This window comes from Amycolatopsis sp. NPDC057786 (genome assembly GCF_042797905.1).
Lineage (GTDB): Bacteria > Actinomycetota > Actinomycetes > Mycobacteriales > Pseudonocardiaceae > Amycolatopsis.
Map to the genome: position 1 here is coordinate 53,471 of NZ_JBHVKW010000005.1, position 25,966 is coordinate 79,436.

Consider the following 25,966-nt stretch of genomic DNA (forward strand, 5'->3'; position numbering starts at 1 on the left):
ACCCCATGTTCCACCGAGCCGCCGCGTTCGTCGCGGCCCTCGTCCTGCTGACGGCCTGCGGTTCGCCCCCGGCCGCCGCACCGCCCCACGAGAACGTCACCCGCGGCGACGCGGAGTTCGCGCGGCAGTTCCGGCACGAGTTCGCCGACGTCGACGGCGTGAAGATGCACTACGTCACCGGTGGCAAGGGCGCCCCGCTCGTCCTGCTGCACGGCTGGCCGCAGACCTGGTACGGCTGGCACCGGGTCATGCCCGCGCTGGCCGAACATTTCACGGTGTACGCCCTCGACCTGCCGGGCCTCGGCGACAGCGCCGGCTCGCCGCCCAGCTACGACAAGGCGACCCTCGCCCGCTATGTGCACGGCCTCGTCGCCGGACGGCTCGGCCTGCGCGACGTCCGGATCGCCGGGCACGATCTCGGTGCCGCGGTCGCGTTCCAGTACGCGGCGCAGTTCCCCGGCGATCTCACCAAACTCGCGTACCTCGATCTGCCGCTGCCCGGCCCCGCGCTCGACGCGACGGCCTACCGGAACCTGAGCTGGCACATCGCCTTCCACTCGCAGAAGACGGTTCCCGAAGCCGTCGTGGGTGACGACGTCCGCGAATACCTGTCCCTGTTCTATCCTCAGGTCGCCTACTCCGGCACGGCTTTCGGCGGACCAGGGGCGCCGTCTCCGTTCGACGACGCCGAGATCGACGAGTACGCCCGCACCTACACGAGGCCGGAGGTCCTGCACGGCGGTTTCGAGCTCTACCGCACGCTCGGGCAGGACGCGACCGCGAACGCTGGCGCGAGGCCCATCACGACACCCACTCTGCTGATGACCGCGGAAGGACTGCTCGAACCGCAGAAGGCCACCCTCGCGCCTCGCGTCGCCGACCTGGCTCGCGCCGTCGAGGTGCCGAGGGCGGGACATTGGCTCGCCGAGGAGAACCCGGAGTTCGTGAGCGCCGAGCTGGTCGGCTTCCTGAAGTAGTTGCCCAAGATCGAGAACCTTTGCGATGCTTCCCGCATGTCCACGCTGGAAGTGCTCAACCACCCGTTCCGCGAACAGTTCGAGGTCTTCCTCGACGAGCACCGTCGTGTGCTCGACGAGTCGCTGGAAGGGCTGACCGAGGAGGAGGCCCGCCGGTCGCTCGTCCCCTCCCGGACGACCCTGCTCGGCCTGGTGAAGCACGCGACCTTCGTGGAAAAGGTGTGGTTCGTCGAAGCCGTCACCTGCCGCCCGCGGACCGAGATCGGCCTCCCCGAGACACCCGACGAGTCGTTCATCCTCGATGAGGAGGACACGATCGACTCCGTGCGGCAGGCGTACCGCGAAGCCTGCGAGGTGTCGCGCAAGGCGGCGGCCGCCCTCGATCTGGACGACCTGCTGCACGGGAACCGTCGCGGCCCGCTTCCGCTGCGCTGGGTGTACCTGCACATGCTGCGTGAACTCGCTCAGCACGGCGGCCACGCGGACATCCTGCGCGAGCAGATCCTCGGTTCCCGGTAGACGACGATGGCCGGGGAGCGGGCGCTCCCCGGCCATCGCGCGCCGTGTGTCAGGAGCGGGTCAGCGTGACCCCGTACTTGTTCGCCGCGTCCACGACGGGCTGGTAGTAGGAGTACGAACCGGTGGCGTTGGAGCCCTGGTTCCAGCCGCAGTCGTGGCCGTCGGCGGGGCCGCCGGAGGTCATGCCCTGCGCGGTGTTGCCCGCGATGTACGCGCCGCCGCTGTCGCCGCCCTCGGTGCAGACGGTCGACTTCGCCAGCCCGGTGGTGGCGACGCTTTCGCCGCTGTAGCGGACGGTCTGGTTGTACGCGGTGATCTTGCCGCAGGTCCAGCCGGTGGTGTTGCCCGCCTTGCACAGCGTGGTGCCGACCGGCGCCTTCGAGCTGCCGGTGATCCGGACCGTGGTGCCCATGCGGGTGTCCACGTAGCCGCGGCCGGTGTCCTCGGCGTCGATGTCCATCAGGCCCATGTCGGCCGACGGGAACTGGGTGGCGACGCCGCGGCCGATGTGGACGCCGTTGCGGTTCAGGACGTCCGGGTTGCCCTCGACGCAGTGTCCGGCGGTGAGCATCACGTTGTTGCCGCTGCTGGTGGTGCCGGGGAAGCCGAGCGAGCAGTTGGTGCCGGGGACGAGGTCCATGATCTGACCGGCGATGACGTCGGCCTGCGTGGTGTTCCCGTTGGCGACACCGGTCTGGACCGACACACCGGGCAGCGCCGTGAGGCGGCGGACGAGGGCGCTGTCGGCGCCCGGCTGCACGGTGACCACGACCTGGTCGGCCGCGAGTTCCGGACCCCAGGCCTGCACCTGGCCGATGTCCTTGCCGATCACCGTGCCGACCTTGGCGGACAGGGCGTTCAGCGCGTTCTCGCCGCGGGCGCCGGTGCGCGGGGTCAGCCCGGCCGAGCGGAGTTCCTTGGCGGAGCCGGCGTCGGCGTTCACCACGAGGGCGCCGGCGTCGTCGAAGTACGCGCCGTCCGTGTGGAGGCCGCGGGTTCTGACGCTGTCCAGCGACGCGATCAGGTTCTTTTCGTGGTCCAGCTTCTTGGCGGCCTGAAGCGGGCTGACCTTGAGCTGGGCGGCGAGGGTTTCGAGCATCGTCTGGTCGTAGGCGGTGACCGGCGCGGCGGTCGCCGGCACGGCGAGCGCGCCTATTCCGGCACAGACACTCAGCAGGGTGAGCATGACGGGTCCGCGAATTCGCATGCGAATTTCCTTCGATAAGGAGGGAACGACGAACCGCCGGAATATGTTCGGAAAGCGCAGGGGACCGGGCGGTTCATCTCGACGTCACGCACAGTACGAGCGCCCGTACGGCATGCCGTAGCGCCGAAAGTAGGATCCGTGATCACGGACCTACTTTCGTATGCGGAGACCGTGAATTGCCCGCGTATTCAATTGCGCGGAAGTGCCATTGGCGCAAAAGTGTCAGTGCGCGCCGCTACGGTCGAGGTAGCTCTCCAGCGCGGCGGCACCGGAGAGCAGGGCGCGGCCCCTCGCCGAGAGGCGCGAGTGCCAGTCGCGCAGCGTCGACTCGAGCGGTACGACGCCGCCTGCCGAGCGGACCTGCTCGAGCACCGGCGCGATCCGTTCCAGGAGATAGCCGCCGCGCCTGAGCTGATGGGTCAGTTTCGCGTCGCGCACGTCGGCCGCGCTGTAGACGCGGTAGCCGGTCTTCGGGTCGCGTTCGGGCCGCAGAAGCCCCGCGCGTTCCCAATCGCGTAGCGTGGCGGGCCGGACGCCGAGTTTCCGGGACAGCGGGCCGACGAACATCTCGCCCCGCTCCTGCGCCACGGGCTCGAGATCGCGGAGCGCGGCCGCGACGGCCTGCAGGGTGCGGCGATCGTCGAGCAGCTGGGCGTGGCTTTCGTCGATGAGCCGGAGGGCCTCCTCGACCGCGTCCTGGTTGACCGCCCGCATGATCGACGTCGCCGTCGCGTGGCCGTGCCCTGGCACGAGGGCGAGGAACGCGCGCAGGGCTCGCGCGTGCAGTGGCGTGTAGGTGCGATAGCCCTGCGGACCGCGTTCGGCGGCGGGGAGGATGCCGTCCGCCTCGTAATTGCGGACGGCTTGTGTGGACAGGCCGTGCTCGCGTGCCAGGTCGACGGGCCTGAGCCGCTCACGGGGTTGAAGGTTCCGGCCCACCGCCCCACGATATTCGTTCCGTTAACCGCGAGAGGAATCCGCCCGTCGTTCGTGACGGGCCCGAGCCAGCCGGTACGCCGTTTCCAGCAGTTCGCGGACGGCCGGTTCGGTCTTCGACGCCGGGTTCACCACCGCAAGCCAACCCGCGGTCCCGTACACGGGGTGGGCGATCAGGGTGTCGGTGACGGCCGCGTCGGCCGGGGTCGTCTCCTTGGGGGTGTGGCCGAGCCGTCGGGTGAACTCCTCCTTGCCCGCGTGGACGTTCACGCGGAACGTGTCGTGGCGGTCCAGCCGCGAGCTCTCGTCGCCGGGGTAGTTCTTGGTCACGATCGTCGCGAAGGGCTGGACGTTCGTCGGCACGACACCGTCGGGGGAGTAGTAGAAGAAAGCGTCGCCCCAACTGAGTTCGGGCCATTCGTCGCCAGGGCCGGGGGTGAGGGTGAGGACGCCGTCGAGGCCCGAGACGAGGCCGATGATCTCTTCGATGTTCATGTGCTCAAGCGTGGCATTAAAGTGCTCATGGAGGGTTCGGGCGGGTTTTCGACGGAGTGCGGGTGTCAAGTCTCAAATCGATGCGTACGGCGGAGGTCGCGCGCCTGGCGGGGTACTCCGTCCAGCAGGTGCGCAACCTCGAACGCGACGGCGTGCTCCCGGCCGCGTCGCGGACGGCCTCGGGCTACCGGAGCTACGGCGAGATCCACCTGCGGTCCGCGCTGGCCTACCGCGCGTTCGCCGCCGGGGTGGGGCCGGTCGAGGCCAAGAAGATCGTCCGCGCCGTGCACCGGGATCCATTCCCCGACGTGCTCGCGCTCCTCGACGCCGCCCACGCCGGGCTCGACGCCGAACGCGCGGATCTCCGCGAGGCAAGGGAAGCGGTCCGGGTGATCTCCCGCGAACCGATCGAAGACGTGCGCGGATCGGACTCGATGAGCGTCTCCGAGCTGGCGTCGGCGCTCGGCGTGCGCCCGTCGACCCTGCGGCACTGGGACACGGAACGGCTCGTCGTCCCCGGCCGCGATGGGCGGGGGACGCGGCGGTACACACCTTCCCAGGTGCGGGACGCGCGGATCGTGCAGCAGCTGCGGCTGGCCGGTTACCGCGTCGCGCCGCTTCGGGCCTTGATGCCGGAACTGCGGCGCTCCCGGCGGCTGGAAGACGTCGCGTCCGCGCTCGCCGCCAGGGACGCCGGGATCGCGGCGCGCTCGCGGGCGCTTTTCGACGGCACCGCCGAACTTTCCCGGGTGCTGACCGGCTCCGGCACCGTCCGCTGACGGCCGCGTCCGCTTCGGTGTACAGTCGTTCACTCAAACCGGGGTGAACGGCGGGACACGGGTGCGACCAGACAACGACTCCTCTGTTCGGGGCCGAGGGCAGGGGCCGTTCGGCTCCTGGCTGCTCGGCCCGCTCGACCAGGACCCGGCCGTGTTGCGCCGTCGCGTCCAAGGGCTGCTCACCGGCACGCTGATCGCGACCAACGTCATCGGCGCGCTGGTCGTGGTCGGGCTGGCGGCGCTGCTCATGCCCGCTCCCGGGATGTCCGGCGACCTGGTCCGCGTGACCGCGATCGCGGTCCCCGTCTACGTGGTCTCCGCCGTCGTCGTGGGCGCGCTGTGGGGCACCCGCGGCGCGTTGCGGACGCTGCGCTGGGCCGCCGACGGCCGTCCGCCGAGCGACGAGGAGCGCGCGGCCAGCCTCCGCGTCCCACTGCGCCTGACGTTGGTCCAGGCCGTGCTGTGGGGCGTCGCGACCGTGGTGTTCGGTGTGCTGGCCGCGCTGGTGCAGCCGCGGGTCGTGCTCACCGAGCTGCTCGTGGTCGCGTTCGCTGGGGTGGTCGTCTGCGCGATCGCTTACCTGGCAGGGGAGTTCATCCTGCGGCCGTACGCGGCTCTCGCTCTCGCGGGCACTTCGCCGGACCGGCCGCTCAGCGGCGGGGTCAATCTGCGGATGCTGCTGTTCTGGTGTCTCGGCACCGGGGTGCCGGTGGCCGGGCTGGTGGTCACGGCGGTGCTGGCGTGGGTGCGCGGCGACGTGTCGACCACGAAACTCGCCGTCTCGGTCATCGCGCTCGGCCTCGTCGTACTGGTCTTCGGTCTGCTGGTGACGGTGTTCACCGCGCGTGCCGTGGTGAACCCGATCCGGTCGGTGCAGCAGGCGCTGGGCCGGGTCCGGGCCGGTGACTTCGCCGTGGAGATCCCGGTCTACGACGGCACCGAACTCGGTCTGCTGCAAGCGGGTTTCAACGGGATGGCCGTCGGTCTCGCCGAACGCGAACGTTTGCGCGACCTGTTCGGCAGGCACGTCGGCGAGGACGTCGCGAGCGAGGCGATGCGCACGTCGGCCGAACTCGGCGGCACGGTCCGTACGGTGTCGGTGTTGTTCGTCGACCTGATCGGTTCGACCGCGCTGGCCGCGAGCCGTCCGCCCGAGGAGGTCGTCGGCCTGCTCAACCGGTTCTTCGCGGTGGTGGTCGACGAGGTCGACCGCAATCACGGGCTGGTCAACAAGTTCGTCGGTGACGCCGCGCTGGCGATCTTCGGCGCCCCTGTCCGGCTGGAGGACCACGCGACCCTCGCGTTGTCCGCGGCCCGGGCGATTTCGCGCAGGCTCGCGGCGGAGGTACCCGAATGCCCGGCGGGAATCGGTGTGGCGACGGGTGAGGTGGTCGCCGGGAACGTCGGCGACCCGCGGCGGTTCGAGTACACGGTGATCGGTGACCCGGTCAACGAAGCCGCCAGGCTGACCGAACTGGCGAAGAACGTCGAAGCCCGATTGCTCGCCTCGTGGACGGCGATCGAGTCGGCGGCCGAGGAGGAGGCCGTGCAGTGGAAGGCGACGGAGGACGTCACCCTGCGGGGCCGCAGCCGGCCCACGACACTCGCGACACCCAAGTCCTGATCCGTCAGGCGAATTCGAGCCGCAGGCTTTCGAGGCCGCGCAACGTCACCTGCTTCACCCAGACCGGATCCGCGGTCCGGTGGAAGGCGCGGCCGGCGCCGAGCAGCGCCTCGAACACGGTGCGGCCCTCCAGTCGTGCCAGCGGGGCGCCGAGACAGAAGTGGATCCCTTGTCCCAGCGCGAGATGCCTCGGCGAGGGACGGTCGACGTCGAAGCGGTCCGGGTCCTCGTACGCGCGCGGGTCGCGGTTGGCCGCTCCCAGCAGCACGACCGTCTGGGCGCCTTCGCCGACGGACCGGCCGCCGACGGTCGCGTCCCGCAGTGCCAGCCGCATGGTCAGCTGGACGGGAGAGTCGTACCGGAGCATCTCCTCGACCGCGTTCGGGATCTTCGAGCGGTCTTCGGTCAGTTTCCGGTGCTGGTCCGGATGGTTCAGCAACGCGAGGACCCCGTTGCCGATCAGGTTGGTCGTCGTCTCGTGCCCGGCGACCAGCAGGAGCATCGCGGTGATCACCAACTCGCCTTCACTGAGCCGGTCGCCCTCGTCGGACACCGACACCAGATCCGAGAACAGGTCGCCGGTCGGCCGCTTCCGCCGTTCCTTCGCCAGATCGCGGAAGTAGGCGACGAATTCGCGCCGGGCGGCGACGGCCGCGGCGACGGTTTCCTTCGCGATCAGGAAGGCCGGGTCGAGTGCGCGCCCCATGGCGTGCGACCAGCCTTCGAAGCGGTCGCGGTCGGCAAGCGGTACTCCGAGCAACTCGCTGATGACGACGACCGGCAGCGGTTTCGCGATCTCGGTCATCAGGTCGAATTCGCCCATTTCGAGCGTTTTCGACACGAGTTCCTTCGCCAGTTCTTCGATTCTCGGGGCGAGTTGCTCGACCATCCTCGGCGTGAACGCCTTCGAGACCAGCCGCCGCAGCCGCGTGTGATCGGGTGGATCGAGGGCGAGGAACGAGCGGATCACCCGGCCCTGCTCGTCGACCGGCTCGTTCTCGTGCGGATCCGGCAGCACCTCCGGCTCGGTGTGGCCGAACGCGGGGTTCTTCAGCAGCGCCGACGCCTCTTCGAACCCGCTGACCACAAAGAACCGGTCGGCGGCCTCGAACACCGGACCGCGGTCGAAGACCTGACGGTAGAACGGGTACGGATCGGCTCTGGTCTCCGGCGTGAGCAGGTTCTCAAGCATGACCTCGATCCTATGGGGCTGCGGGAAGGTATCGGCATGACTGTCGACGCGATGATCGAAGACCTCCGGACCCTCGTCGAGATCGAGTCGCCTTCGGGGGACATCGAGGCTTTGACGGCGTCGGCCAAAGCGGTCGCCGCCCTCGTCGAGGCTCGACTCGGTGGCACGGCGAGCCTGGTGGAGAGCGCGGCGGGACCGCACGTCCGGTGGTCCGGCGGCGGCGAACCGCGCGTGCTGATCCTCGGGCACCACGACACCGTGTTCCCGGTCGGCACACTGGCCCGCCGACCGTTCGCGGTGACCGACGGCCGGGTGACCGGGCCCGGGGTGTTCGACATGCTCGGTGGGCTGGTGCAGGCGATCCACGGCCTGGCCGCGCTCGGCGACACGACCGGGGTCGAGATCCTGGTGACGGCCGACGAAGAGACGGGCTCACACGAATCCCGCGCGCTCATCGAGGAACGAGCCCGCGCGTGCGGCGCGGTGCTCGTGTTCGAAGGAGCGGCCGACGGCGGCGGCCTCAAGATCGGACGCAAGGGCTGCGGCACGTTCGAGGTCGTCGTCACCGGCCGGGCGTCGCACGCCGGCCTCGAACCCGCGGCCGGGGTCAACGCGCTGACCGAAGCCGCGCATCAGGTGCTGGCGATCGCCGCGCTCGACCGGCCCGAGGCCGGGACCAGCGTCACCCCGACGGTCGCCTCGGCGGGAACGGCGAGCAACGTCGTGCCCGCGTCCGCGACCGTCGTGGTCGACGTGCGGGTCGAGTCCGCAGAGGAGAAGGAACGCGTCGAAGCCGGTTTCGCCGCGCTCACCCCGCGCCTACGAGGGGCGGAACTCCTGGTGCGGGGCGGGATCCACCGGCCGCCGATGCCCGAGTGGGCCGCCGCGGACCTGTTCGCCGTCGCGCGACGGCTGCTGCCAGGAGTCGCCGGGGTGGCCGTCGGCGGCGGGAGCGACGGCAACCTCACGGCCGCGATCGGCGTCCCGACCCTCGACGGGCTCGGCGCCGTCGGCGGCGGCGCGCACGCCGATCACGAGTACCTGCTGGTCGAGTCGATGGCGGAACGGGCGGAGCTGGCCGCTGGGCTGGTGAAGGCGATCCGGGGCCACTGACTGCCAGTTCTTGCCCGATTTCGGGCAAGAACTGGCGTTTCGATAGCCTGATGTGCATGATGGGCTCCGTGGAGGACGCGGACATCGTCGAGCAGGTGGCCTTGTCGACGGGTCTGTCGACGGCCATCGCCGCCCGCGTCGTCGAGGACGTCCTGGCGTTCTACCGGCAGCCGGTCGAGCAGTACGTCCGGGAGCGGCATGCCCGGTTGCAGGCCGAGGGCAGGAAGAACCCGGAGATCTTCCCTCGTATCGCCGGTGAGCTGAGCCGCCGTCTCGTCGCGCCTCCCGATCTGTCCGAGCGGCAACTGCGCCGCATCGTCTACGGCTGACGGACCACGCCCGTCCGTTTTCTTTTGTGAGGTTGACTCGTCATGTGCGGAATCGTCGGCTACATCGGCGGCCAGAACGCCGCCCCCATCCTGATCGAGGGGCTGACGCGGCTGGAGTACCGCGGCTACGACTCCGCCGGGATCTCCGTCCTGGGCGGTAAAGGCGCCCAGGTGCACCGGATCGTGGGGCGGGTGCGGAATCTGACGGCCGCCCTGCCCAAGCGGCTCGCGGGCAAGGTCGGTATCGGGCACACGAGGTGGGCGACGCACGGCCCGGCGACCGAGGCGAACGCCCATCCGCACGTCTCCGAGGACGGCCGGATCTCCGTGGTGCACAACGGGATCATCGACAACGCCGACGCCCTGCGCGAGCAGCTCACCCAGGCGGGGGTGACCCTTTCGTCCGAGACCGACACCGAGGTGCTCGCCCACCTGGTCGCGCGGTCGAGCGCCAAGACACTGGAAGACGCGGTCGTCGAGGCAGTCTCCCGCGTCACCGGCACCTACGCCATCGCCGTCACCGACACCGGGCACCCTGACCGGGTCGTGGTCGCGCGGAACGGTTCGCCGCTGATCATCGGCGTCGGCGACCGGGAGATGTTCGTGGCCAGCGACCTGTCCGCGCTGGTTCGGCACACCTCGCAGGTGGTGCATCTCGACGACGGCGAGTTCGCCAGCGTCTCGGCCACCGGCTACCGCACCTTCACCGTCGACGAGAGCGACACCGGCAAGGCCGCGACGGCGATCGACATCCAGGCCGACGACCTCGACCTCGGCGGCCACAAGCACTACATGTACAAGGAGATCCAGGAGCAGCCGGAATGCCTGGAGCGGATGATCCGGGGGCGGCTGGACGACCGGTTCGGAGTGTCCCGTTTGGACGGTCTGAACCTGACTCCCCGTGACCTGCGCGGCTTCGCGAGGGTGAAGATCCTCGGCTGCGGTTCGGCGTACTACGCGGGCCAGATCGGCGCCACCATGATCGAGGACCTGGCTCGGGTCCCGGCCGACGCGGAGGCCGCGTCGGAGTTCCGCTACCGCAACCCCATCATCGAAGCGGACACCCTCTACATCGCGGTCAGCCAGTCCGGCGAGACGGCGGACACCGCGTTCGCCGTCGAAGAGGTCAAACGCAAGGGCGGCCGGGTGGTCGGCCTCGTGAACGTCGTCGGATCGACGATCGCGCGGGCCTGCGACGGTGGCCTGTACCTGCACGCCGGCCCGGAGATCGCCGTCGCTTCGACCAAGGCGCTCACCAACATGGCCGTCGGGTTCGCGATGATCGCGCTGGCGCTGGGCCGCGTCCGCGATCTGTCCAACGCGGACGGACAGCGCATCGTCGCGGCACTGCGCGCGTTGCCGAAGCAGGTCGCGGCCATCGTCGAGGCCGAGGACCGGATCGCCGAGCACGCCAAGATCTGCGCGGACGCGCGGAGCCTGTTCTTCATCGGCCGGGTCCGCGGTTTCCCGGTGGCGCGGGAGGGCGCGCAGAAGTTCAAGGAGATCTCGTACCGGCACGCGGAGGCCTATCAGACCTCGGAACTCAAGCACGGCCCGCTCGCGCTGATCGACGAGGAACTGCCGACCGTCGCGATCGTGCCGTCCGACGATCTCGCCGACCGCAACCTGGCCGCGATGCAGCAGATCAAGGCGCGCAAAGGGCAGGTGCTGGCGATCACCCACGACGACGTGGACTTCGGCGATCTCGACGTGCCGCGGTTCGTGGTCCCGCGTTCGGAGCCGGAACTCGACCCGATCCTGCTGACCATTCCGTTGCAGCTGCTGGCCTACCACGCGGCGCTGATCCTCGGTCACGACATCGACAAACCGCGTAACCTCGCGAAGTCCGTCACCGTGGAATGATCTCCTGAGCCGTCGAAGGGGTCCGTCATGAGGCAGTACCTGCTCGCCGTCCAGTTCGACGAGAGCGAACGGGACGCGCCCGAGGAAGAGGTCCGGGCGATGCTCGCCAGGACCGGCAAGGTCACCGACGAGATGAAGGCCGCCGGGTCCTGGGTCTTCGTGGGCGGGCTGGAGCACTCGGACGTCTCCACGGTCGTCCGTCCCGAAGGCGGCAAGGTCACGATCACCGACGGGCCGTTCGCCGAGACGAAGGAACAGCTCGGCGGCTTCTGGGTGATCCAGGTCGACGACCTCGACCAGGCGCTGGCCTGGGCGGAGAAATGCGCGCTCGCCTGCGGACAGCCGATCGAAGTGCGGCCGTTCGGCGACCCGTCGGTTTGACGCCGATGGATCTCGACGGCATCTACCGGGCGGAGTACGGCCGGTGCGTGGCCACCTTGACCCGCCTCCTCGGCGACATCACGCTCGCCGAGGAGGCGGTTCAGGACGCCTTCGCGACGGCGGTGGAGAAGTGGGCGGAAACGCCGCCCAATCCGGGCGCGTGGATCGTGACCACCGCCCGCAACCGCGCGATCGACCGCCTTCGCCGGGAATCCACCCGCGAGGCCCGGCACGCCCAGGCGCTGCTCCTGCACTTCCAGGACGAGCCGCAGGAGGCTGGGCCCGTGCGCGACGACCAGCTCCGCATGATCTTCACCTGCTGCCATCCGGCGCTTTCGCCGCTCGCGCGGACCGCGCTCACCTTGCGCCTGATCGGCGGGCTGGAGGTGGGGGAGATCGCGCGGGCGTACCTCGTCCCGGAATCGACGGTGGCCCAGCGGATCGTCCGCGCGAAGAAGAAGATCCGCGACGCGGGTATTCCGTATCGGGTGCCGGGCAGCGGTGAACTGCCGGATCGGCTGGACTCCGTGCTCACCGTGCTCTACCTGGTCTTCAACGAGGGGTACACGTCCACGTCGGGCGACCTGTTGCGGACGGACCTGTGCGTGGAGGCGGTGCGCCTGACGAGGGCGCTCGCCGATCTGATGCCCGACGAACCGGAGGTGATCGGGCTGCTGGCGCTGCTTCTGCTCACCGAGGCCCGGCGCCCCGCGCGAGTGGGGCCTTCCGGTGAGCTGGTGGTGCTCGCGGAGCAGGACCGGTCGCTGTGGAACCGGGAACTGATCGCCGAGGGGCACGAACTGGTGCGGCGATGCCTGCGCCTCGCCCGTCCGGGCCCGTACCAGGTGCAGGCCGCGATCAACGCCGTGCACACGGACGGCGAGTCGACCGACTGGACCCAGGTGCTGGCGCTCTACGACCAGCTGTGGCGGTTCACCCCGACGCCGGTCGTCGCGCTCAACCGCGCGGTCGCCGTCGCCGAGGTGCACGGCCCGGCGGCGGCACTGGCCGGGATCGAGGGACTGGACCTGCCCGGGTATCACCATCTGCCCGCCACGCGGGCGAACCTGCTGTCGCGTCTCGGCCGGACCTCGGACGCCGTCGCGGCCTACGACGAGGCGATCGCCTTGGCCACCAACGACACGGAACGGGCCTTCCTACGGGCCAAACGGGTAGTCCTGTCGTAGTTTCGGGCAACCGCCGACGAAAACGCCGCGCCCGTTGTGTCCTCAATGGACAGAGCGTCGCGTTCCGGGTGAGGGGTTCCGTTGTCGGACCGGGGAGAAACCAACTATTGTCGCGATGACCGCTCATCCGCCAGGGCAGGAGGTGACCGTTGTACGCCGAAGAGCGGCAACGCGCCATCCTCAAGCAGGCCCGGAAGAACGGCCGGGTCGACGTGGCGACGCTGGCGGCGGCTTTCGAGATCACCAGCGAGACTGTCCGGCGTGACCTGACGGCGCTGGAGCGCAGCGGTGTGGTGCGGCGGGTGCACGGCGGCGCGATCCCCGTCGAGCGGCTGGGCATAGAGCCGGGGCTTGACGCCCGCGACGCGGTGATGAGCGCGGAAAAGGACCGCATCGCCGCCGCGGCGCTGGAGCAGATCCCCGACGGGGGCGCGATCCTGCTGGACTCGGGCACCACGGTGGCCCGGCTGGCGAACCTCGTCCCCGCCGATCGCGGGCTGACCGTGGTGACGCCTTCACTGCCGAACGCGTTCACGCTCGCCAACCGGCCCGGCGTCACGCTGATGCTGGTCGGCGGACGACTGCGTGGCCACACCATGGCGTCGGTCGACGGCTGGGCGCTCGACGCTCTCAAAGACACTTACGTGGACGTCGCTTTCCTCGGCACCAACGGTCTTTCCGTCGAGCGGGGGCTCACCACCCCGGACACCGCCGAGGCGATGGTGAAGCGCGCGGCCATCGCGTCCGCCCGGCGGACGGTGCTGCTGGCCGATCACACGAAGATCGGTGACGACCATTTCGCCCGGTTCGGGGGCCTTTGCGACGTCGACACCCTGATCACCGACAGCGGGGCCGAACCCCGGGAGATCGACGACATCGGCCGGGCAGGCGTCAAGGTGATCATCGTTTGAAGCGTAGGGGCGAGCGGCTCGCCGGATATCTGATGACAGCGCCGTTCTACGTCCTCTTCGGCGTGTTCGGTCTTTTCCCGTTGCTCTACACCGCCTGGGTGGCGCTGCACCACTGGCATCTGGTCAACGGTGACACCGGGTTCGCCGGGCTCGGCAACTTCGCCGTCCTGCTCCAGGATCCGTATTTCTACAACGCGCTCTTCAACACGGTCAGCATCTTCGTCCTTTCGACCGTCCCGCAACTGCTGGCCGCGCTCGGGCTCGCCGCGCTGCTCGACCGTCCCCTGCGGGCGCGGACCCTGTGGCGGGCGAGTGTGCTGTTGCCCAACGTCGTCTCGGTGGTCGCGGTGGCGCTGGTGTTCAGCCAGCTGTTCGCCGAGGACTACGGCGTCGTCAACTGGGCGCTGGGCCTGGTGGGGCTCGATCCGGTGGACTGGCGTTCGGACCGGTTCGCCTCGCACGTCGCGGTGAGCACGATGGTGATGTGGCGCTGGACCGGCTACAACGCGCTGCTCTATCTCGCGGCCATGCAATCCGTGCCGCAGGAACGCTATGACGCCGCGATGCTCGACGGGGCCTCGCGCTGGCGGACCTTCTGGTCCATCACCGTGCCCGCGATCCGCCCGACCATCGCCTTCACCGTCGTCATCTCGACGATCGGCGGGTTGCAGCTGTTCGCCGAGCCACAGTTGTTCGACGACACCGGGATCAACGGGACGGGTGGCGCCGACCGGCAGTTCCAGACCCTCGCCATGTACCTGTACGAAAAGGGATTCGGCGAGTTCGACGCCGGATACGCGGCGGCCATCGCGTGGTTGCTGTTCCTGTGCTCGGCCGTGTTCGCGCTGGTCAACTTCTCGCTCGTGCGCCGGATGCGGGGCGGTGAGTGACCGTGGCGGCCAGGGAACGGACCGGCTTCGTCGTCTACGGACTGCTGCTCGCCGTTGCCGTCGCGTCGATCTTCCCGTTGTACTGGTCGTTCGTGGTGTCCTCGAAGGACAATTCCGCGCTCGGCGAGACCACGCCGCCGCTGCTGCCCGGCGGCAACCTGATCGAGAACGTGGGCAGGGTCTTCGAGACCGTCGACTTCTGGCTGGCGATGCAGAACTCGCTGATCGTCGCCGGCACGGTGACCGTGTCGAACGTGCTGCTCTCCAGCATGGCCGGATTCGCTTTCGCGCGGCTGCGCTTCCCGGGCCGAGACTCGCTCTTCCTGGTCGTCATCGGTACCGCCATGGTGCCTGCCCAGCTCGGCGTCATCCCGCTCTACCTCGTGGTCGGGGAACTCGGCTGGTACGGACGACTGGAGGCGGTGATCGTGCCGGGGTTGATCGGCGCGTTCAGCGTGTTCTGGATGCGGCAGGCGTGCGAAGAGGCGATCCCCGGTGAACTGCTCGACGCCGGACGTGTCGACGGCTGTTCGACGGCCCGGCTGTTCTGGCACGTCGCCATGCCCGCCATCCGCCCCCAGGCCGCCGTGCTCGCGATGCTGACGTTCATGACCGCGTGGAACGACTTCTTCTGGCCGCTGATCGTGCTCGACCCCAACGCGCATCCGACCGTCCAGGTGGCGCTGTCGCGGCTGGCGAGCGGCTACTTCACCGACTACTCGCTGATGCTCACCGCGGCCACGATCGGTGTGCTTCCCGTGATCGTGCTGTTCATCCTGCTGGCCAGGAAGGTGGTCGACGGCGTGATGCGGGGCGCGCCACGGGCCTGACGCTCGCGGCGGCGTTGTCATTGGGTGGCGAGGGGTTCCGTGGCTACTGGCGGGCCGGTGTGTGGTGTGGTCGCGGGTGGGCTGTGGTCTAGGGCGGGCTGTTGCCGTATTTCGGCGACGAACGGTTCCTGTGTAGCCGCATGGTGCGACTGTGGTCGCGTTTGGGCTTCCGGGTTCTGGGTTTGTGGCAGGTGATTGCCGTATTTCGGCGACGACAGCTTGCTGTGTGGCTTCTGGTCCAGATCTCACAGCTGGGTCAGCCCAGTTCGGGTCATTGCCGTATTTCGGCAACGCGCCCCGGGCGCCGTGGTCGGTTTTCGGCGACGGTCTCAGAACGGTGGTTGGTCGGTGCGGGGTTCGTGTAGTGGTGGTGGGGTGCTGTCGTAGCTCTGTGCGGTGGGTGTGGTGATGGTGAGGGTGCCATCGGCGGCTAGCCGGTAGGTCCAGCCGGGTTCGTCTTTCAAACGGTGGTCGCGGCGGCAGAGATCCACCAGTTCGGTGTCGGTGGTGTGGCCGCCGTGCTGCCAGGGCACCGCATGGTCGAGGTCGCAGGCCTGGGCGACGCGGTGGCAGCCGGGTCTTCGGCATTCCCGGTCCCGCACCCGCACGAACTCGCCCAGCCCGGCGGTGGGCCGATACCGGCCCCGCCCCAAATCCAGGACTTGCCCGGAGAGTGGGTCGGTGATGATCCGCCGCAACACCGTGTCCGGTCCCGACGCGATCTCCCGGGCCAGCGACCCTGGGATATGCCCGTGACCGGCCAGCTCGGCCGGGTCCTCGTTCACGCCCAGGTAGGTGTTCAAATCCATGTAGAGGAACACCTCACACCGTTCAGTCGTGCCGCCTTGGCCGCCCAGCAGGAGGTCGAGGGCGACATCGGCGCGCAGCTGATCCAACGTGCGGGTCTCACCGCCGGTTTTGAGGGCGCGTGCTTCGCGGTCGATCCGGGTGTAGGCGGCGGCGACCTTCTCCACCGGACCGTCCTCGACCTCGATCGAGGCGACCCCGGCCTCGCCGTGCCGGAGCGACAACCGGCGCCCCGCCCGGTGCCGCTCCGCACGCCGGGCGGCGCCGTCCCGGTCGGCCATGATCGCCGCGTGGCTCGCCGCCTTCCGGATCTGGTCGGCGTTTCGGCCCGGCAGGCGGTCCTCCAGGACCGCGTCCACCGCGCGGGCGTCCTCGTCGGACAACCACGCCGTGGCGGTCGCGACTTTCATCGCCCCATAGCCGCCCACCTCCCCCCGGTCCAGCAGTCCCAGCGTCCGGGGCAGCCGGGTCGTCAACGCCGCCGCCGTCGACACCAGACCAGCAGCGTGACCGCCTACAACGGACAAAGCGAACGCGACCTCCTGCACCACACTCGCCGCGCCGCCACGATGCCGGTTCAGCTGCGCCAACGCGCGGAACCGGACAGCTTCCAATCGTGCGATTCCTTCCGACGCCGCCACGGCAGCGTCGACAGCATCCTTGTCCTCCAACGAATCCAGCGCGGCATTGACCTCCTTCAACACGTCAGAAGCAATGATTTCCTTGAGTAGCGCCACAGTGGCGTTGCGTGTATCCACACCCAGAAGCTACAACCGACCACCGACAATTTCCGAACCCACGAGAATTCCCTTACGACACAACGAATCCAGGCGTGGCCGCTTTCCGGCAGCGCCCGAAGTGCGTTTGTCCGGATGGGAAGATTGGTGACCTGGCTCCACGCAGAACATGCGTTGCCGTTTTCCGGCAACGGCCCAAGCCGTCAAAAACCGTTGCGTGCCACCACGTCCGCGTAGAACCGCGCGCTGTCCTTGAGTACTCGTTCCTGGGTTGCGAAGTCGACGTGCACGAGACCGAACCGCTGCGTGTACCCCATCGCCCACTCGAAGTTGTCCAGCAGCGACCAGGCCATGTAGCCGCGGACGTCGGCGCCGCGTTCGATCGCGTCGTGGACGGCGGCGAGGTGTTCGGCGAAGTAGCGGACGCGTTTCTCGTCGTGCACCCGCCCGCCGACGACCTCGTCCTCGAACGCGGCACCGTTTTCGGCGATCACGAGCGGCAGGCCGGGGCAGTGTTCGTGCAGCCACAGCAAAAGTTCGGTGAACGACGATGGCCGCTGCTCCCAGCCGAGCGAGGTCAGGTCACCACGGGGCGGTTGGACGTCCATCCCGCGCAGGCCGGGCAGCGGGCAGTTGCTGTCGGCTTCGGGGTCTTCGAGCGGGACCGCGCGGGCGGGCGCGTAGTAGTTGACGCCGAGGATGTCCAGCGGCTGCGCGATGATCTCCAGATCGCCGTCGGCGATCGCCGGTTCCAGTGTGCCGAGATGAGCGAGATCCGCCAGCAGCTCGGGCGGATAGCCGCGGCCCAACAGAGGATCGAGGAAGAACCTGTTGTGCAGGAAGTCGAACTTCCGCGCGGCCTCGCGGTGCGCGGCGTCGTCCACATCGGTCAGCACCGGGGCGAAGTTGAGCACGATGGACACTTCCTGCCCAGTGCTGTTCGCACGCAACGCCTGCGTGGCCTTGCCGTGCGCGAGCAGGAGGTTGTGCCCGGCGACCAGTGCCGCGCCCTCGTCGCGGATGCCCGGCGCGTGATCGCCGTTCCCATAGCCGATGAAGGCGGCGCAGAACGGTTCGTTGATCGTGGTCCACTGCCGCACCCGATCGCCCAGTATATTGTGGACGGTCAGCGCGTAGTCGGCGAAAAGGTTCGCTAGGTCACGGTTCGGCCAGCCGCCTTCCGCCTGCAGTGCTTCCGGAAGATCCCAGTGGTAGAGCGTCACCATCGGGGTGATGCCGTGTTCCAGCACCGTGTCGACAAGGCGATCGTAGAAGGCGAGTCCGCGCGGTTCGACCGTGCGGCCGTCCGGCATGACCCGCGACCACGCGACGGAGAATCGGTAGTAGGGCACGCCGAGGTCGCTCAGCAGGTCGATGTCCTCGCGGTAACGCCGGTAGTGGTCGCAAGCCGGGTCACCGGTGGCCAGACCGAGCCGCTCGGTGAAGGTGTCCCAAATGGACGGTCCGCGGCCGTCCGCGGTCGTCGACCCCTCGATCTGGTACGCCGCGGTGGCCGTGCCCCAGCGGAACCCGGCCGGAAAGCTGCGTGTCACGCCGTCCCCGCTCAGTTGGCGGCCGCGGCGCGGCCTTCGGTCGCGGCCTGGCTCCACGCCTGGTCGAGCGATTGCTTCCCCTCTTCGACGCGGCCGAGCGCGTGCCCGTACACCGGTCGCACCTCGCCGTCGCGCAGCCCGCGGTAGTTCGGCCGCAAGGCCTCGGCGGAGGCCGCGAAGATCTTCCCGATCGGCGCGCCGCTGAAGTACTGGCTGGTGTGGGAAAGCACGGCGGTGTCCTGGTACGCGCCCAGCGCGCTCGGCAGCAGCCCGCTTTCGAGGAAGATCCGCTTCTGCTGTTCGGGCGCGGTGAGCCAGACGGCGAGGTCGTACGCTTCCTTGCGGTGCGCGCCCTGCTTCGGGACGGTCAGGAACGAGCCGCCCCAGTTGCCCGCCTTGCCAGGAACCGAGGTGACGTCCCATTTGCCCGCGAGCTCCGGCCCGCCCGCTTCTTCGATCTGCGTGAGCATCCAAGCGGGACAGGTGATGGCGGCGAACCGGCTCTGCTTGATCGCCACCGTCCACGGCTGGGTGAAGGTGGTGACGGCGGCCGTCTCCTTCTTCAGCGCCATCCCGCCCGCCAGCTCGAAGGCTTTGCGCACGTTGGGGTTCGTGTCGGCGATGAACCGCTCGTCCTTGGAGAAGTAGTTCTCCTGCGCCTGGTTGAGCATCGCCGTGTAGACGGTGCCCGCCGAATCGGCGAATTTGACGTCGTCCGGCGCCTTGGCGCTGAACCGTTCGCCGGTTTCGGCGAACTTCTCCCAGGTCGGCCACAGGGCGGCCACCTGGTCGCGGTCGGACGGCAGGCCCGCGTTCGCGAACAGGTCGCGCCGATAGCAGAGCGCGAGGCTGCCCATGTCGGTACCGAGGCCCATCACGAACTTCCCGTTCTCGGCGGTGCCCTGGTCCCATTTCCAGGCGGGCCACCGCTCGCGAAGACCCTGCGCGCCGAACTCGGAGAGATCGGTGAACTTGTCCGTGGACTGGCGGAACTTGGGGAGATACTGCTCCTCGATCGCCACCACGTCCGCGCTGCCGCGTCCGGCGCCGAGCCCGGTGGCGAGCTGACGGTGATGCGTCTCGAAGTCGGCGACCCGGCCCTCGACGGTGATCCCCGGATGGGCCTTTTCGTAGTCGTCGAAGAGCTTTTCGTACCCGAACTCGCCGAAAGTGGCGACGGTGAGCTTGATCGGGCCGCCGGCTTCCGGCGCGCTCGAACAGCCGCTGAGCAGCAACACGAGCGCCGTCAAACCGGCCAGTACGCGGGTCATGGTTCTCCTCGGTCGTGCGGTCACGCGAGTCGTCTCGGCAGCTGGTCGCCGACGGTGAGCCGGGAGTCGGCGTGCAGTTTGGTCAGGACCCTGGACACCAGCGACTGCACTGTCCGCCGCGGCAGGCTCAGCTCGGCGGCGATCTCCGGGTTCGACAGCTTCGCCGCCACCAGCCGCGCGACCCGCAGTTCCAGCGGCGACAGTGCCCCGCTGTGCCGGGGACTTCGCTCGGCGCGGCTCAGCACGCCGTGGCGGCGCAGCCTGCTTTCCGCCCGGCGGATGCTCCAGGTGGCGCCGACCTCGCCGAGCACTTCGCACGCTTCGGTGAGCGAACGGGCCGCCGCTTCGAGGTAACCGGCGCGGCCGAGCAGTTCGGCGGCGTCCTCCAGCGCGGCCGCGAGTTCGATCGGCCGGTGGACCTCGCGGTAGTGATCGGCCGCGGCCAGCATGCCTTCGGGATCGCCGTCGATCAGCGACCGGCACCGGAGAGCGGCCGCGGTGGCCCTGGCGGGAACGGTCTCCTGGCTCGCCTCCTCGGCGCAGACGGCGAGCGCTTCCTGCGCGACGGCGTCGTTCCCGGCGGCGAGCGCGACCCGGACGACGTCGGGAAGCCATTGGTGGCGCAGCATCATCCGGGCGTAGTCGGGGCGCAGCACCGGCGCGAACAGCCGCAGCGCGTCGTCGAGTCCGCCGCGCTGCTCGGCGGCCATCGCCTGCGCGGCCAGGTAGAAGTCGCAGCTCTCGCGCTCGGACGAGTTCGACGGCGAGTGCGCCTCGGCCGCTTCCAGGTGGGCGCGGACGGCGACGCGTTCGTCGCGATGGCCCGCGATGAGGGCGGCGACCCCGTGCAGCAGCAGGGCGGCGGCACCCGGCTCGCGGACACCGTAGAAGGTGATCGCCGGGCCGTCCTCGGTGACCGAGTCCAGTTCGGCCAGCGCCTCGTCCCAGCGGCCGGTCCAGTAGTAGTGCACGGCCGCCGAGACCTGCGGACCGGTCGGCAGGCCGTGCCGCGCGGCCGTTTCGTACCCGGCGTGCAGCGTGGCGTCGGCTTCGGTGAGCCGGTCGAGGTTCTGCAGGGTGAACAGGCGGTTGTCGAGGAGGTCGAACCGCAGGGTCGCCAGGTCGGCCTCGTCGCCGGTGGTCTCCAGCGCGGCGTCGATCGCGGTCAGCGCCAGGTCGTGCTCGCGGCGGATCGAGTGCACGAGCCACAAGGTCTGCTGCGCGTGCGCGGCCGGGTAGCGCTCACTCGCCTCGGCGTACAGGGCCCGCGCGATCCGTTCGGTCTCGTCGAGGTCGGCGAGGGTGCCGCGCCGGAAGTTGGCGAGCAGCGTCCGGGTGCTGGTGCGCCACAGCTCCGGCATCGACGGGTCGTCGGCGGTGTCGCCGAGCGCCTCGATCGCGCCCGGCGTGTCGCCCCGCCGGTACCGCAGCGCGGCGAGGAAATGCCGCATCTGCGCCAGATCCGCCTTGTCGGTGACGATCTTCACCGCCTGCTCGGCCTCCGCCTCCGGAGCCAGTTCGAGCCGGAACAGCACGCGCACCAGCGCCGCGATCAGCGTCTCCCGCTGCTCGGGGGTGGGCACCGTGCTGTCGAGCGCGCCGCGGAGCAGGTCGGCCGCGATATGCGGGGCGCGGTTGGACACCGCGACGTGGTTGGCGGTGAGCCAGCCCGCCAGCCACGGGTCGAACGGCACCGGCCCGGTCGCCAGCTGCTCGGCGACCCGTTTGATCGGCGCGCCCGCCCGCGCGAGCGCTTCGGCGGCGCGCCGGTGCAACGCGGCGCGGACCGGTTCGGCGATGGCGCCGTACAGGGCCTGCCGCTGGAACGGATGGTGGAAGGCGAGTTTGTCGCCGGCGTACTCGATGACGCCCGCGGTGGTTGCGGGCTCCAGCTCCCGCAGGACCTCCAGCGGCCCTTTGTCCGCCAGCGCGGCGAGGTCCTCGACGGCGAACTCCGCGCCCAGCAGCGAGGCGGTCCGCAGGATCTCGGTCGTTCCGGGGTCGAGGCATTCCAGCGTCCTGGCCACCGCCGCCAGCAGCGACCGCGGCGCGTTCTCGGTGCCGTCCAGCGTCACCTCGGCGACGCCGTCCTTGATCCGCAGCGAGCCGGTGCGGACCAGGTCGTGTGCGATTTCCCTGGCGTAGAGCGGGTTCCCGGCCGCGCGCTGGACCAGCGGGCGCAGGCTCGTGCCGAGTTTCGCTTCGAGGACCACCTCGAACACGGCTGCGACGTCGTCGTCGGTCAGCACTTCGACCGGCATGATCTCGCCGTCCCTCGCCTCGACCCCGCGACGGAGCTGGGCGAGGTCGCGGCGGCCGTGCCCGGTGCGCGTGGCGGCGACCAGCAGGAGCGGCAGCTGGCGGGTGGCGGCGGCCAGCCGCTGCCACAGCAGCACACTCGCCTCGTCCGCCCAGTGGAGGTCGTCGATCACCAGCACCAGCGGGCCCGCGGCGCAGGTCTCGTCGACCAGTGCCAGCAGTTTGTCCACAGTGGACAGGATCGGGTCGGCGGGGCCCCAGTTCCCGTGCGCGGGTTCGGCGTGCAGCTCGCCCGCCAGCTTGGCCTTGGCCGGATCGGCCGCGCCGTGGTGCACCCCGAGGCATTCCATGATCACCTGCAGCGGGAACCGTTGCCGCAGCTCGTCGGCCGCGGTCCAGGCGAGCTGGCAGCCCCGCGCCGCGGCGCCCGCCAGCCCGGCGATCAGCAGTTCCGATTTGCCGATACCCGGTTCGCCTTCGAGCCAGACCGGGCGGCCGCGGCCGGCGAGCACGTCGGTGACGAAGCCGTCCAGCCGCTCGACCTGCCTGGCGCGGCCGGGTAGCCGGCCCTGGCCGCCGCGTTCGATCGCCTTGGCCACCGGCGGCGGCACGACGCGGACCGGAACCGGTTTCGGCCGGGTGACGGGTTTTTCGCTGCCGTCCAGGATGCGCTGGTGCAGATCGCGCAGCGGGGCACCGGGTTCGACACCGAGTTCGGCCCGCAGGATTCGCCTGGCCTCGCGATACGCGCTGAGCGCTTCGATCGGCCGCCCGCTGGCGTGCAGGGCACGCATGAGCGTCTCGTGCAACGACTCGCGCAACGGGTGCCGCTGCACGAGCGCGGTCAGTTCGGCCACCACTTCGCGGTGGTCGCCGATGCCGAGCAGCGCAGTCGCGCGCAGTTCGGTGGCGGTGAGCTGGAGTTCGGTGAGCCGGACGCGTTCCGCTTCGGCGAACGGGCCCGGCACGCCGGAATAGGCCTCGCCGCGCCAGAGATCGAGCGCGGTGGTGAGCCGCGCGGCGGCGCCCCGCTGATCGGGGTGGGCGAGCAGTCGCCGGGCGGCCGCCGCGTCCTGTTCGAACCGGTTGACGTCGAGCGCTTCCCGGTCCAGCCGCAGTACGTAGCTCGACCCGGACGAACTCAGGACCTCGTGCGCGTCACCGCCCGCCTTGCGGATCGCGCCGCGTAGACCGGAGACGTAGGTGTGGACGCTGCCGGTGGCGCTGGCGGGCGCCGACTCGCCCCAGACGTTCGAAATCAGTTCGCCGAGGGAGATCGCCTGGCCGCGGCGCGCCGCCAGCGTGGCGAAGACCGCGCGCTGCCGGGCGGGCCCGAGCTTCAGCTCGACGTCGTCGAGCCAGGCACGAGGCGGCCCGAGCAGCTCGACGCGCAGCCCGTTCGTCACGCCGGCTCCATTTCTCGTCATGCGCCGAAAGTGGCCGGATCACTACTGTGTCCCCGCAGTTTAGGACGTCCTCGGTGCGGTTCGGTTGCGCACCCGTGCGAGTGTGTGCAGCGGCGCGCACCAAGGCCGCGCGGACCAGGAGGGCGTGGCCCCCGTTTCGGGCAAAAGGAGCGCGGCGAGCTCGCCCGCCAGGCTCCGGTGCTGCTCCTCGGTCAGATTTCGTTGGTGGGAAAGCAAATGGAGTAGTTCGACCGCCGGTCCGGCGGGAAGTGAGCGGACGTTGTCGAGCAGCCATTGCGGGATCCAGCGGGCCGTCAGCTCGTCGCCGACCTGGAGCAGCTGCTCGGCGACGCGGTCGGCGGGCGCGCCGGAGCCCGCCATGGTCGCGGCGATCTCCTGGTGCAGCACGGCGCGGATGGCGGGTGGGGTGTTGGCGGCGAACACCTCCCGTTCCAGCGGGACACGGAACCGCAGCCGTTCTCCCTCGGTCTCCAGCACCCGTGCGGCGAGCGCCTCCTCGACCGCTCCGATGAGCGCCCGCGGTTCGCGGCCGGTGACGCCGGTCAGGTCGGCGACCGTGAACGACGAGCCGAGTAACGCCGCCGAGTTCAACGTTCGCTTGCACGGCACGGAAAGCGCGGCGAGATGATCTTCGACCACGGCGGCGATCCGGCTGTGCGGCGTGGTGGCGGGCTCGCGTCCGTCGGCGAACTCGGCGAACAGCTCGCACAGGTAACCGACGTTTCCGGCGCTGTACCCGGCGGCGAACCCGAGGAAATCCTCGCCCGGATCCCTGGCCAAGGTCTCCTCGGCGAGCGCGGCGACGGCCGGGCCGTCGAACGGCGGCAGCGAGACGACGTCGCCGTCGAGCTGTGTGCGGAGGACTTCGAGGGTGCGGCGCAGGGGGAGCGGGCGGGCCGAGCCGATCAGCAGCAGCGGCAGGTGTGCGGTGAACCGGTGCAGCCGCTGCCAGGCGAGCAGGCTTTCCTCGTCGGCCCAGTGCAGGTCTTCGAAGACGAGCACCCGTGGCCCGTCTTCGCACAGTTCGGTGACCGTTTTGCCGAGATCGTCGAGCGCCTCGCCGCCGAGGCAGTCGGCGATGAGGCTCAGCGGGACCGCGCTGGTCAGCTCGTCGGCTTCGACCCAGCGCGTGCGGCTCCTCGCCGCGGCGAGGGCCTCGGCCAGGAAGGCGCTCTTGCCGCTGCCCGCCTCGCCGTCCAGCCAGAGCGTCCCGCCGCGGCCTTCGTCCAGCAACGCGGCCAGCTGACGGTGCACCCGGCGGAGTTCGAACTCCCGGCCGACGAAAGCGGACGGTCGTTCGGGCAGGACGTGGGCCCGCCGATGCCGTTCCGGCCGGTCCTGGTGGTGCAGTGCCGGATCGTCGTCCAGGACCCGCTGCCGCAGGGCGAGCAGCTCCGGCCCGGGTTCGAGCCCGGACTGCTCGATGATCGTCTCGCGGGCGCGGTCGAACGCGGCGAGCGCCTCGGCCTTCCTGCCGGACCGGAACAACGCGGTGATCAGCATCCGGTGCAGGCCTTCCCGCAACGGATGGCGCTCGACCAGCACGGCGAGCTCGCCCACGAGTTCGTGGTACCCGCCGAGGTGCAGCGCGACCTCGGCCTGGCGTTCGAGCGCGCTCATCCGCAGCTCGTTCAGCCGGGCGCGCTGGGTCTCGGCGAACGGCCCGGGGATCCCGTCGAGCGCGGAACCCCGCCATTGCCCGAGCGCGGAACGAAGCGACGCCAGCTCCCGTTCGTGCGAGCCGGCGAGCCGGTGCGCGCGGGCCCGCTCCAGCTCGGCTTCGAAGACATGGACGTCGACCTGCTGCTTCGGCAGGTCGAGGCGGTAGCCGGCGCGGCTGGCGACGAGCGGTTCACCCGCGGGCTCCAGCGCGCGGCGCAGCGCGGAGACGTAGGTGTACACGATGCCGGTGGCGCTGTCCGGGGGCCGCTCGCCCCAGACGGCGTCGATGATCTCCTTGCGGGAGACGAACTGGCCGGCGCGCAGGGCAAGGGTGGCGAACACCGCTTGACGTTGGGCGGGACCCAGCGCGATCTCGCCTTCGCCGTGGCGGGCGGGGGAACCGCCCAGCAGCCGCACCGTCAGCGAGGAAACCTCGTCCATGACCTGCCGCCTGTGCGTCCGACTGCCGAAAAGAGTGTCCTGCCCGGCGGAAAGCCTAGTGGCGGCGATGTGGGTTTCGCAATCAATCGGGCACTCACCGTGTGGGTTTCGGCCCTTGGGCCCGGATCATGCCGGTTCGTGGACAGTCGGATGTCCGTTCATGTGGTTTTCGGGCCGCGTTCAGGCGAGGTGTGACCGGGCAAAGCCGGGCGTTCCCAGGGGCAGAATGCCCTCCGGCGCTGGTCGAGGCATACGCGGCTGTGCATGCTGTGACAGTGAGCCAGGATCAGGAACACTTCGCCGGCGATGTCCTGCTCAGCCTCGCCCGGAACGGCAGGCTGGTCCTCGACGCCGATGAGGCCGAAGCCCGCATCACCGAGCTTCGGCGGACGCTGGCCTTCGGCTACGCCCTCCTCGCCGACCCGGACTACGCAGGACCCGAGGGCAGGCTCCGCGAGATCCTGGATGAGCTGCCCAAGTACGTCGAGGCGTTTCAGCAGGCCACGAAGTCCTTCACGCCTCGTTGAGAACTCGTGGAGACTTCGTGAAGAGCTCCTTCGCAGACTGTGTCCCATC

Annotated in this window: 21 protein-coding genes and 1 pseudogene; 13 read left to right on the forward strand and 9 right to left on the reverse strand. The window is 69.9% G+C overall.

Annotated elements, in window-relative coordinates; genetic code table 11:
- Positions 1-5 precede the first annotated feature (5 nt).
- Together ACFVM3_RS05490 and ACFVM3_RS05495 are read left to right on the forward strand one after the other, a co-directional pair.
- Positions 6-977 (forward strand): alpha/beta fold hydrolase, encoded by a 972-nt coding sequence (locus tag ACFVM3_RS05490; protein WP_378435828.1) that lies wholly within the window; start codon positions 6-8, stop codon positions 975-977.
- Positions 978-1,013: 36 nt separating this feature from the next.
- Positions 1,014-1,496 (forward strand): DinB family protein, encoded by a 483-nt coding sequence (locus ACFVM3_RS05495; protein WP_378435830.1) that lies wholly within the window; start codon positions 1,014-1,016, stop codon positions 1,494-1,496.
- Between the two features lie 49 nt (positions 1,497-1,545).
- Here the strand turns inward: ACFVM3_RS05495 and ACFVM3_RS05500 are convergent, their stop codons facing one another.
- The 3 genes and pseudogenes from ACFVM3_RS05500 to ACFVM3_RS05510 form a co-directional block, all read right to left on the reverse strand.
- Positions 1,546-2,703 carry a S1 family peptidase gene (locus ACFVM3_RS05500; RefSeq protein WP_378435832.1) on the reverse strand — a complete coding sequence of 386 codons (1,158 nt, stop codon included), beginning with the start codon at positions 2,701-2,703 and terminating at the stop codon, positions 1,546-1,548.
- A 188-nt stretch (positions 2,704-2,891) separates the two neighbouring features.
- Positions 2,892-3,642 (reverse strand): annotated as a pseudogene (locus ACFVM3_RS05505) (TioE family transcriptional regulator).
- A gap of 21 nt (positions 3,643-3,663) precedes the next feature.
- Positions 3,664-4,134, reverse strand: coding sequence for a DUF6194 family protein (locus ACFVM3_RS05510; RefSeq protein ID WP_378435834.1), 471 nt, complete (start codon positions 4,132-4,134; stop codon positions 3,664-3,666).
- Between the two features lie 80 nt (positions 4,135-4,214).
- Between ACFVM3_RS05510 and ACFVM3_RS05515 the strand changes: the two genes are divergently transcribed.
- Both ACFVM3_RS05515 and ACFVM3_RS05520 read left to right on the forward strand, forming a co-directional pair.
- Entirely contained in the window at positions 4,215-4,913 is a 699-nt protein-coding gene (locus ACFVM3_RS05515; RefSeq protein WP_378435835.1) for a MerR family transcriptional regulator, read from the forward strand.
- Between the two features lie 61 nt (positions 4,914-4,974).
- Positions 4,975-6,537, forward strand: a complete 1,563-nt coding sequence (locus ACFVM3_RS05520) for an adenylate/guanylate cyclase domain-containing protein (RefSeq protein ID WP_378435837.1) — start codon at positions 4,975-4,977, stop codon at positions 6,535-6,537.
- Positions 6,538-6,541: 4 nt separating this feature from the next.
- Here ACFVM3_RS05520 and ACFVM3_RS05525 read toward each other — a convergent pair whose 3' ends face one another.
- Complete coding sequence (locus tag ACFVM3_RS05525) at positions 6,542-7,729, reverse strand: cytochrome P450 (protein WP_378435839.1); 1,188 nt, start codon at positions 7,727-7,729, stop codon at positions 6,542-6,544.
- Positions 7,730-7,765: 36 nt separating this feature from the next.
- Here ACFVM3_RS05525 and ACFVM3_RS05530 point away from each other — a divergent pair, with 36 nt between their 5' ends.
- From ACFVM3_RS05530 to ACFVM3_RS05565, 8 genes are all read left to right on the forward strand, one after another.
- A complete protein-coding gene (locus tag ACFVM3_RS05530; RefSeq protein WP_378435841.1) occupies positions 7,766-8,842 on the forward strand; it encodes a M20 family metallopeptidase in 1,077 nt (358 codons plus the stop codon).
- Positions 8,843-8,898: 56 nt separating this feature from the next.
- Positions 8,899-9,171, forward strand: coding sequence for a hypothetical protein (locus tag ACFVM3_RS05535; RefSeq protein WP_034324749.1), 273 nt, complete (start codon positions 8,899-8,901; stop codon positions 9,169-9,171).
- Between the two features lie 42 nt (positions 9,172-9,213).
- On the forward strand, positions 9,214-11,034 hold the full coding sequence (gene glmS / locus ACFVM3_RS05540; protein WP_378435843.1) for a glutamine--fructose-6-phosphate transaminase (isomerizing): 1,821 nt from the start codon (positions 9,214-9,216) through the stop codon (positions 11,032-11,034).
- Between the two features lie 27 nt (positions 11,035-11,061).
- The gene (locus ACFVM3_RS05545) at positions 11,062-11,415 is read left to right on the forward strand and encodes a YciI family protein (RefSeq protein ID WP_378435844.1); all 354 of its coding nucleotides are present in this window, start codon (positions 11,062-11,064) and stop codon (positions 11,413-11,415) included.
- A 5-nt stretch (positions 11,416-11,420) separates the two neighbouring features.
- The gene (locus tag ACFVM3_RS05550; protein WP_378435846.1) at positions 11,421-12,602 is read left to right on the forward strand and encodes an RNA polymerase sigma factor; all 1,182 of its coding nucleotides are present in this window, start codon (positions 11,421-11,423) and stop codon (positions 12,600-12,602) included.
- 149 nt (positions 12,603-12,751) lie between these two features.
- Positions 12,752-13,513, forward strand: coding sequence for a DeoR/GlpR family DNA-binding transcription regulator (locus ACFVM3_RS05555; RefSeq protein WP_378435848.1), 762 nt, complete (start codon positions 12,752-12,754; stop codon positions 13,511-13,513).
- Positions 13,510-14,403: a carbohydrate ABC transporter permease gene (locus tag ACFVM3_RS05560; RefSeq protein WP_378435850.1), complete on the forward strand. Its 894-nt coding sequence runs from the start codon at positions 13,510-13,512 to the stop codon at positions 14,401-14,403. Before ACFVM3_RS05555 ends, ACFVM3_RS05560 begins: the two co-directional genes overlap by 4 nt.
- Before the next feature lie 2 nt (positions 14,404-14,405).
- Positions 14,406-15,233, forward strand: coding sequence for a carbohydrate ABC transporter permease (locus ACFVM3_RS05565; protein WP_378435852.1), 828 nt, complete (start codon positions 14,406-14,408; stop codon positions 15,231-15,233).
- 329 nt (positions 15,234-15,562) lie between these two features.
- On the opposite strand, the gene ACFVM3_RS05570 is transcribed toward ACFVM3_RS05565, so the two are convergent.
- From ACFVM3_RS05570 to ACFVM3_RS05590, 5 genes are all read right to left on the reverse strand, one after another.
- Positions 15,563-16,741: a DUF222 domain-containing protein gene (locus ACFVM3_RS05570; protein ID WP_378435854.1), complete on the reverse strand. Its 1,179-nt coding sequence runs from the start codon at positions 16,739-16,741 to the stop codon at positions 15,563-15,565.
- 239 nt (positions 16,742-16,980) lie between these two features.
- On the reverse strand, positions 16,981-18,330 hold the full coding sequence (locus tag ACFVM3_RS05575) for a GH1 family beta-glucosidase (RefSeq protein ID WP_378435856.1): 1,350 nt from the start codon (positions 18,328-18,330) through the stop codon (positions 16,981-16,983).
- An 11-nt stretch (positions 18,331-18,341) separates the two neighbouring features.
- A complete protein-coding gene (locus tag ACFVM3_RS05580) occupies positions 18,342-19,601 on the reverse strand; it encodes an ABC transporter substrate-binding protein (protein ID WP_378435858.1) in 1,260 nt (419 codons plus the stop codon).
- Between the two features lie 20 nt (positions 19,602-19,621).
- A complete protein-coding gene (locus ACFVM3_RS05585) occupies positions 19,622-23,266 on the reverse strand; it encodes a BTAD domain-containing putative transcriptional regulator (RefSeq protein WP_378436065.1) in 3,645 nt (1,214 codons plus the stop codon).
- 60 nt (positions 23,267-23,326) lie between these two features.
- Entirely contained in the window at positions 23,327-25,390 is a 2,064-nt protein-coding gene (locus tag ACFVM3_RS05590; protein ID WP_378435860.1) for a BTAD domain-containing putative transcriptional regulator, read from the reverse strand.
- Between the two features lie 275 nt (positions 25,391-25,665).
- Here ACFVM3_RS05590 and ACFVM3_RS05595 point away from each other — a divergent pair, with 275 nt between their 5' ends.
- Complete coding sequence (locus tag ACFVM3_RS05595; RefSeq protein WP_219150793.1) at positions 25,666-25,917, forward strand: hypothetical protein; 252 nt, start codon at positions 25,666-25,668, stop codon at positions 25,915-25,917.
- The last annotated feature ends 49 nt before the right edge of the window (positions 25,918-25,966 follow it).

Excerpts from the sequence above, each read along its gene's own strand:
- ACFVM3_RS05490 (WP_378435828.1), top strand. The coding sequence starts at position 6 with ATGTTCCACCGAGCCGCCGCGTTCGTCGCGGCCCTCGTCCTGCTGACG.
- ACFVM3_RS05495 (WP_378435830.1), top strand. The coding sequence starts at position 1,014 with ATGTCCACGCTGGAAGTGCTCAACCACCCGTTCCGCGAACAGTTCGAG.
- ACFVM3_RS05500 (WP_378435832.1), bottom strand. The coding sequence starts at position 2,703 with ATGCGAATTCGCGGACCCGTCATGCTCACCCTGCTGAGTGTCTGTGCC.
- ACFVM3_RS05510 (WP_378435834.1), bottom strand. The coding sequence starts at position 4,134 with ATGAACATCGAAGAGATCATCGGCCTCGTCTCGGGCCTCGACGGCGTC.
- ACFVM3_RS05515 (WP_378435835.1), top strand. The coding sequence starts at position 4,215 with ATGCGTACGGCGGAGGTCGCGCGCCTGGCGGGGTACTCCGTCCAGCAG.
- ACFVM3_RS05525 (WP_378435839.1), bottom strand. The coding sequence starts at position 7,729 with ATGCTTGAGAACCTGCTCACGCCGGAGACCAGAGCCGATCCGTACCCG.
- ACFVM3_RS05530 (WP_378435841.1), top strand. The coding sequence starts at position 7,766 with ATGACTGTCGACGCGATGATCGAAGACCTCCGGACCCTCGTCGAGATC.
- ACFVM3_RS05535 (WP_034324749.1), top strand. The coding sequence starts at position 8,899 with ATGATGGGCTCCGTGGAGGACGCGGACATCGTCGAGCAGGTGGCCTTG.
- glmS (WP_378435843.1), top strand. The coding sequence starts at position 9,214 with ATGTGCGGAATCGTCGGCTACATCGGCGGCCAGAACGCCGCCCCCATC.
- ACFVM3_RS05545 (WP_378435844.1), top strand. The coding sequence starts at position 11,062 with ATGAGGCAGTACCTGCTCGCCGTCCAGTTCGACGAGAGCGAACGGGAC.
- ACFVM3_RS05550 (WP_378435846.1), top strand. The coding sequence starts at position 11,421 with ATGGATCTCGACGGCATCTACCGGGCGGAGTACGGCCGGTGCGTGGCC.
- ACFVM3_RS05580 (WP_378435858.1), bottom strand. The coding sequence starts at position 19,601 with ATGACCCGCGTACTGGCCGGTTTGACGGCGCTCGTGTTGCTGCTCAGC.
- ACFVM3_RS05590 (WP_378435860.1), bottom strand. The coding sequence starts at position 25,390 with ATGGACGAGGTTTCCTCGCTGACGGTGCGGCTGCTGGGCGGTTCCCCC.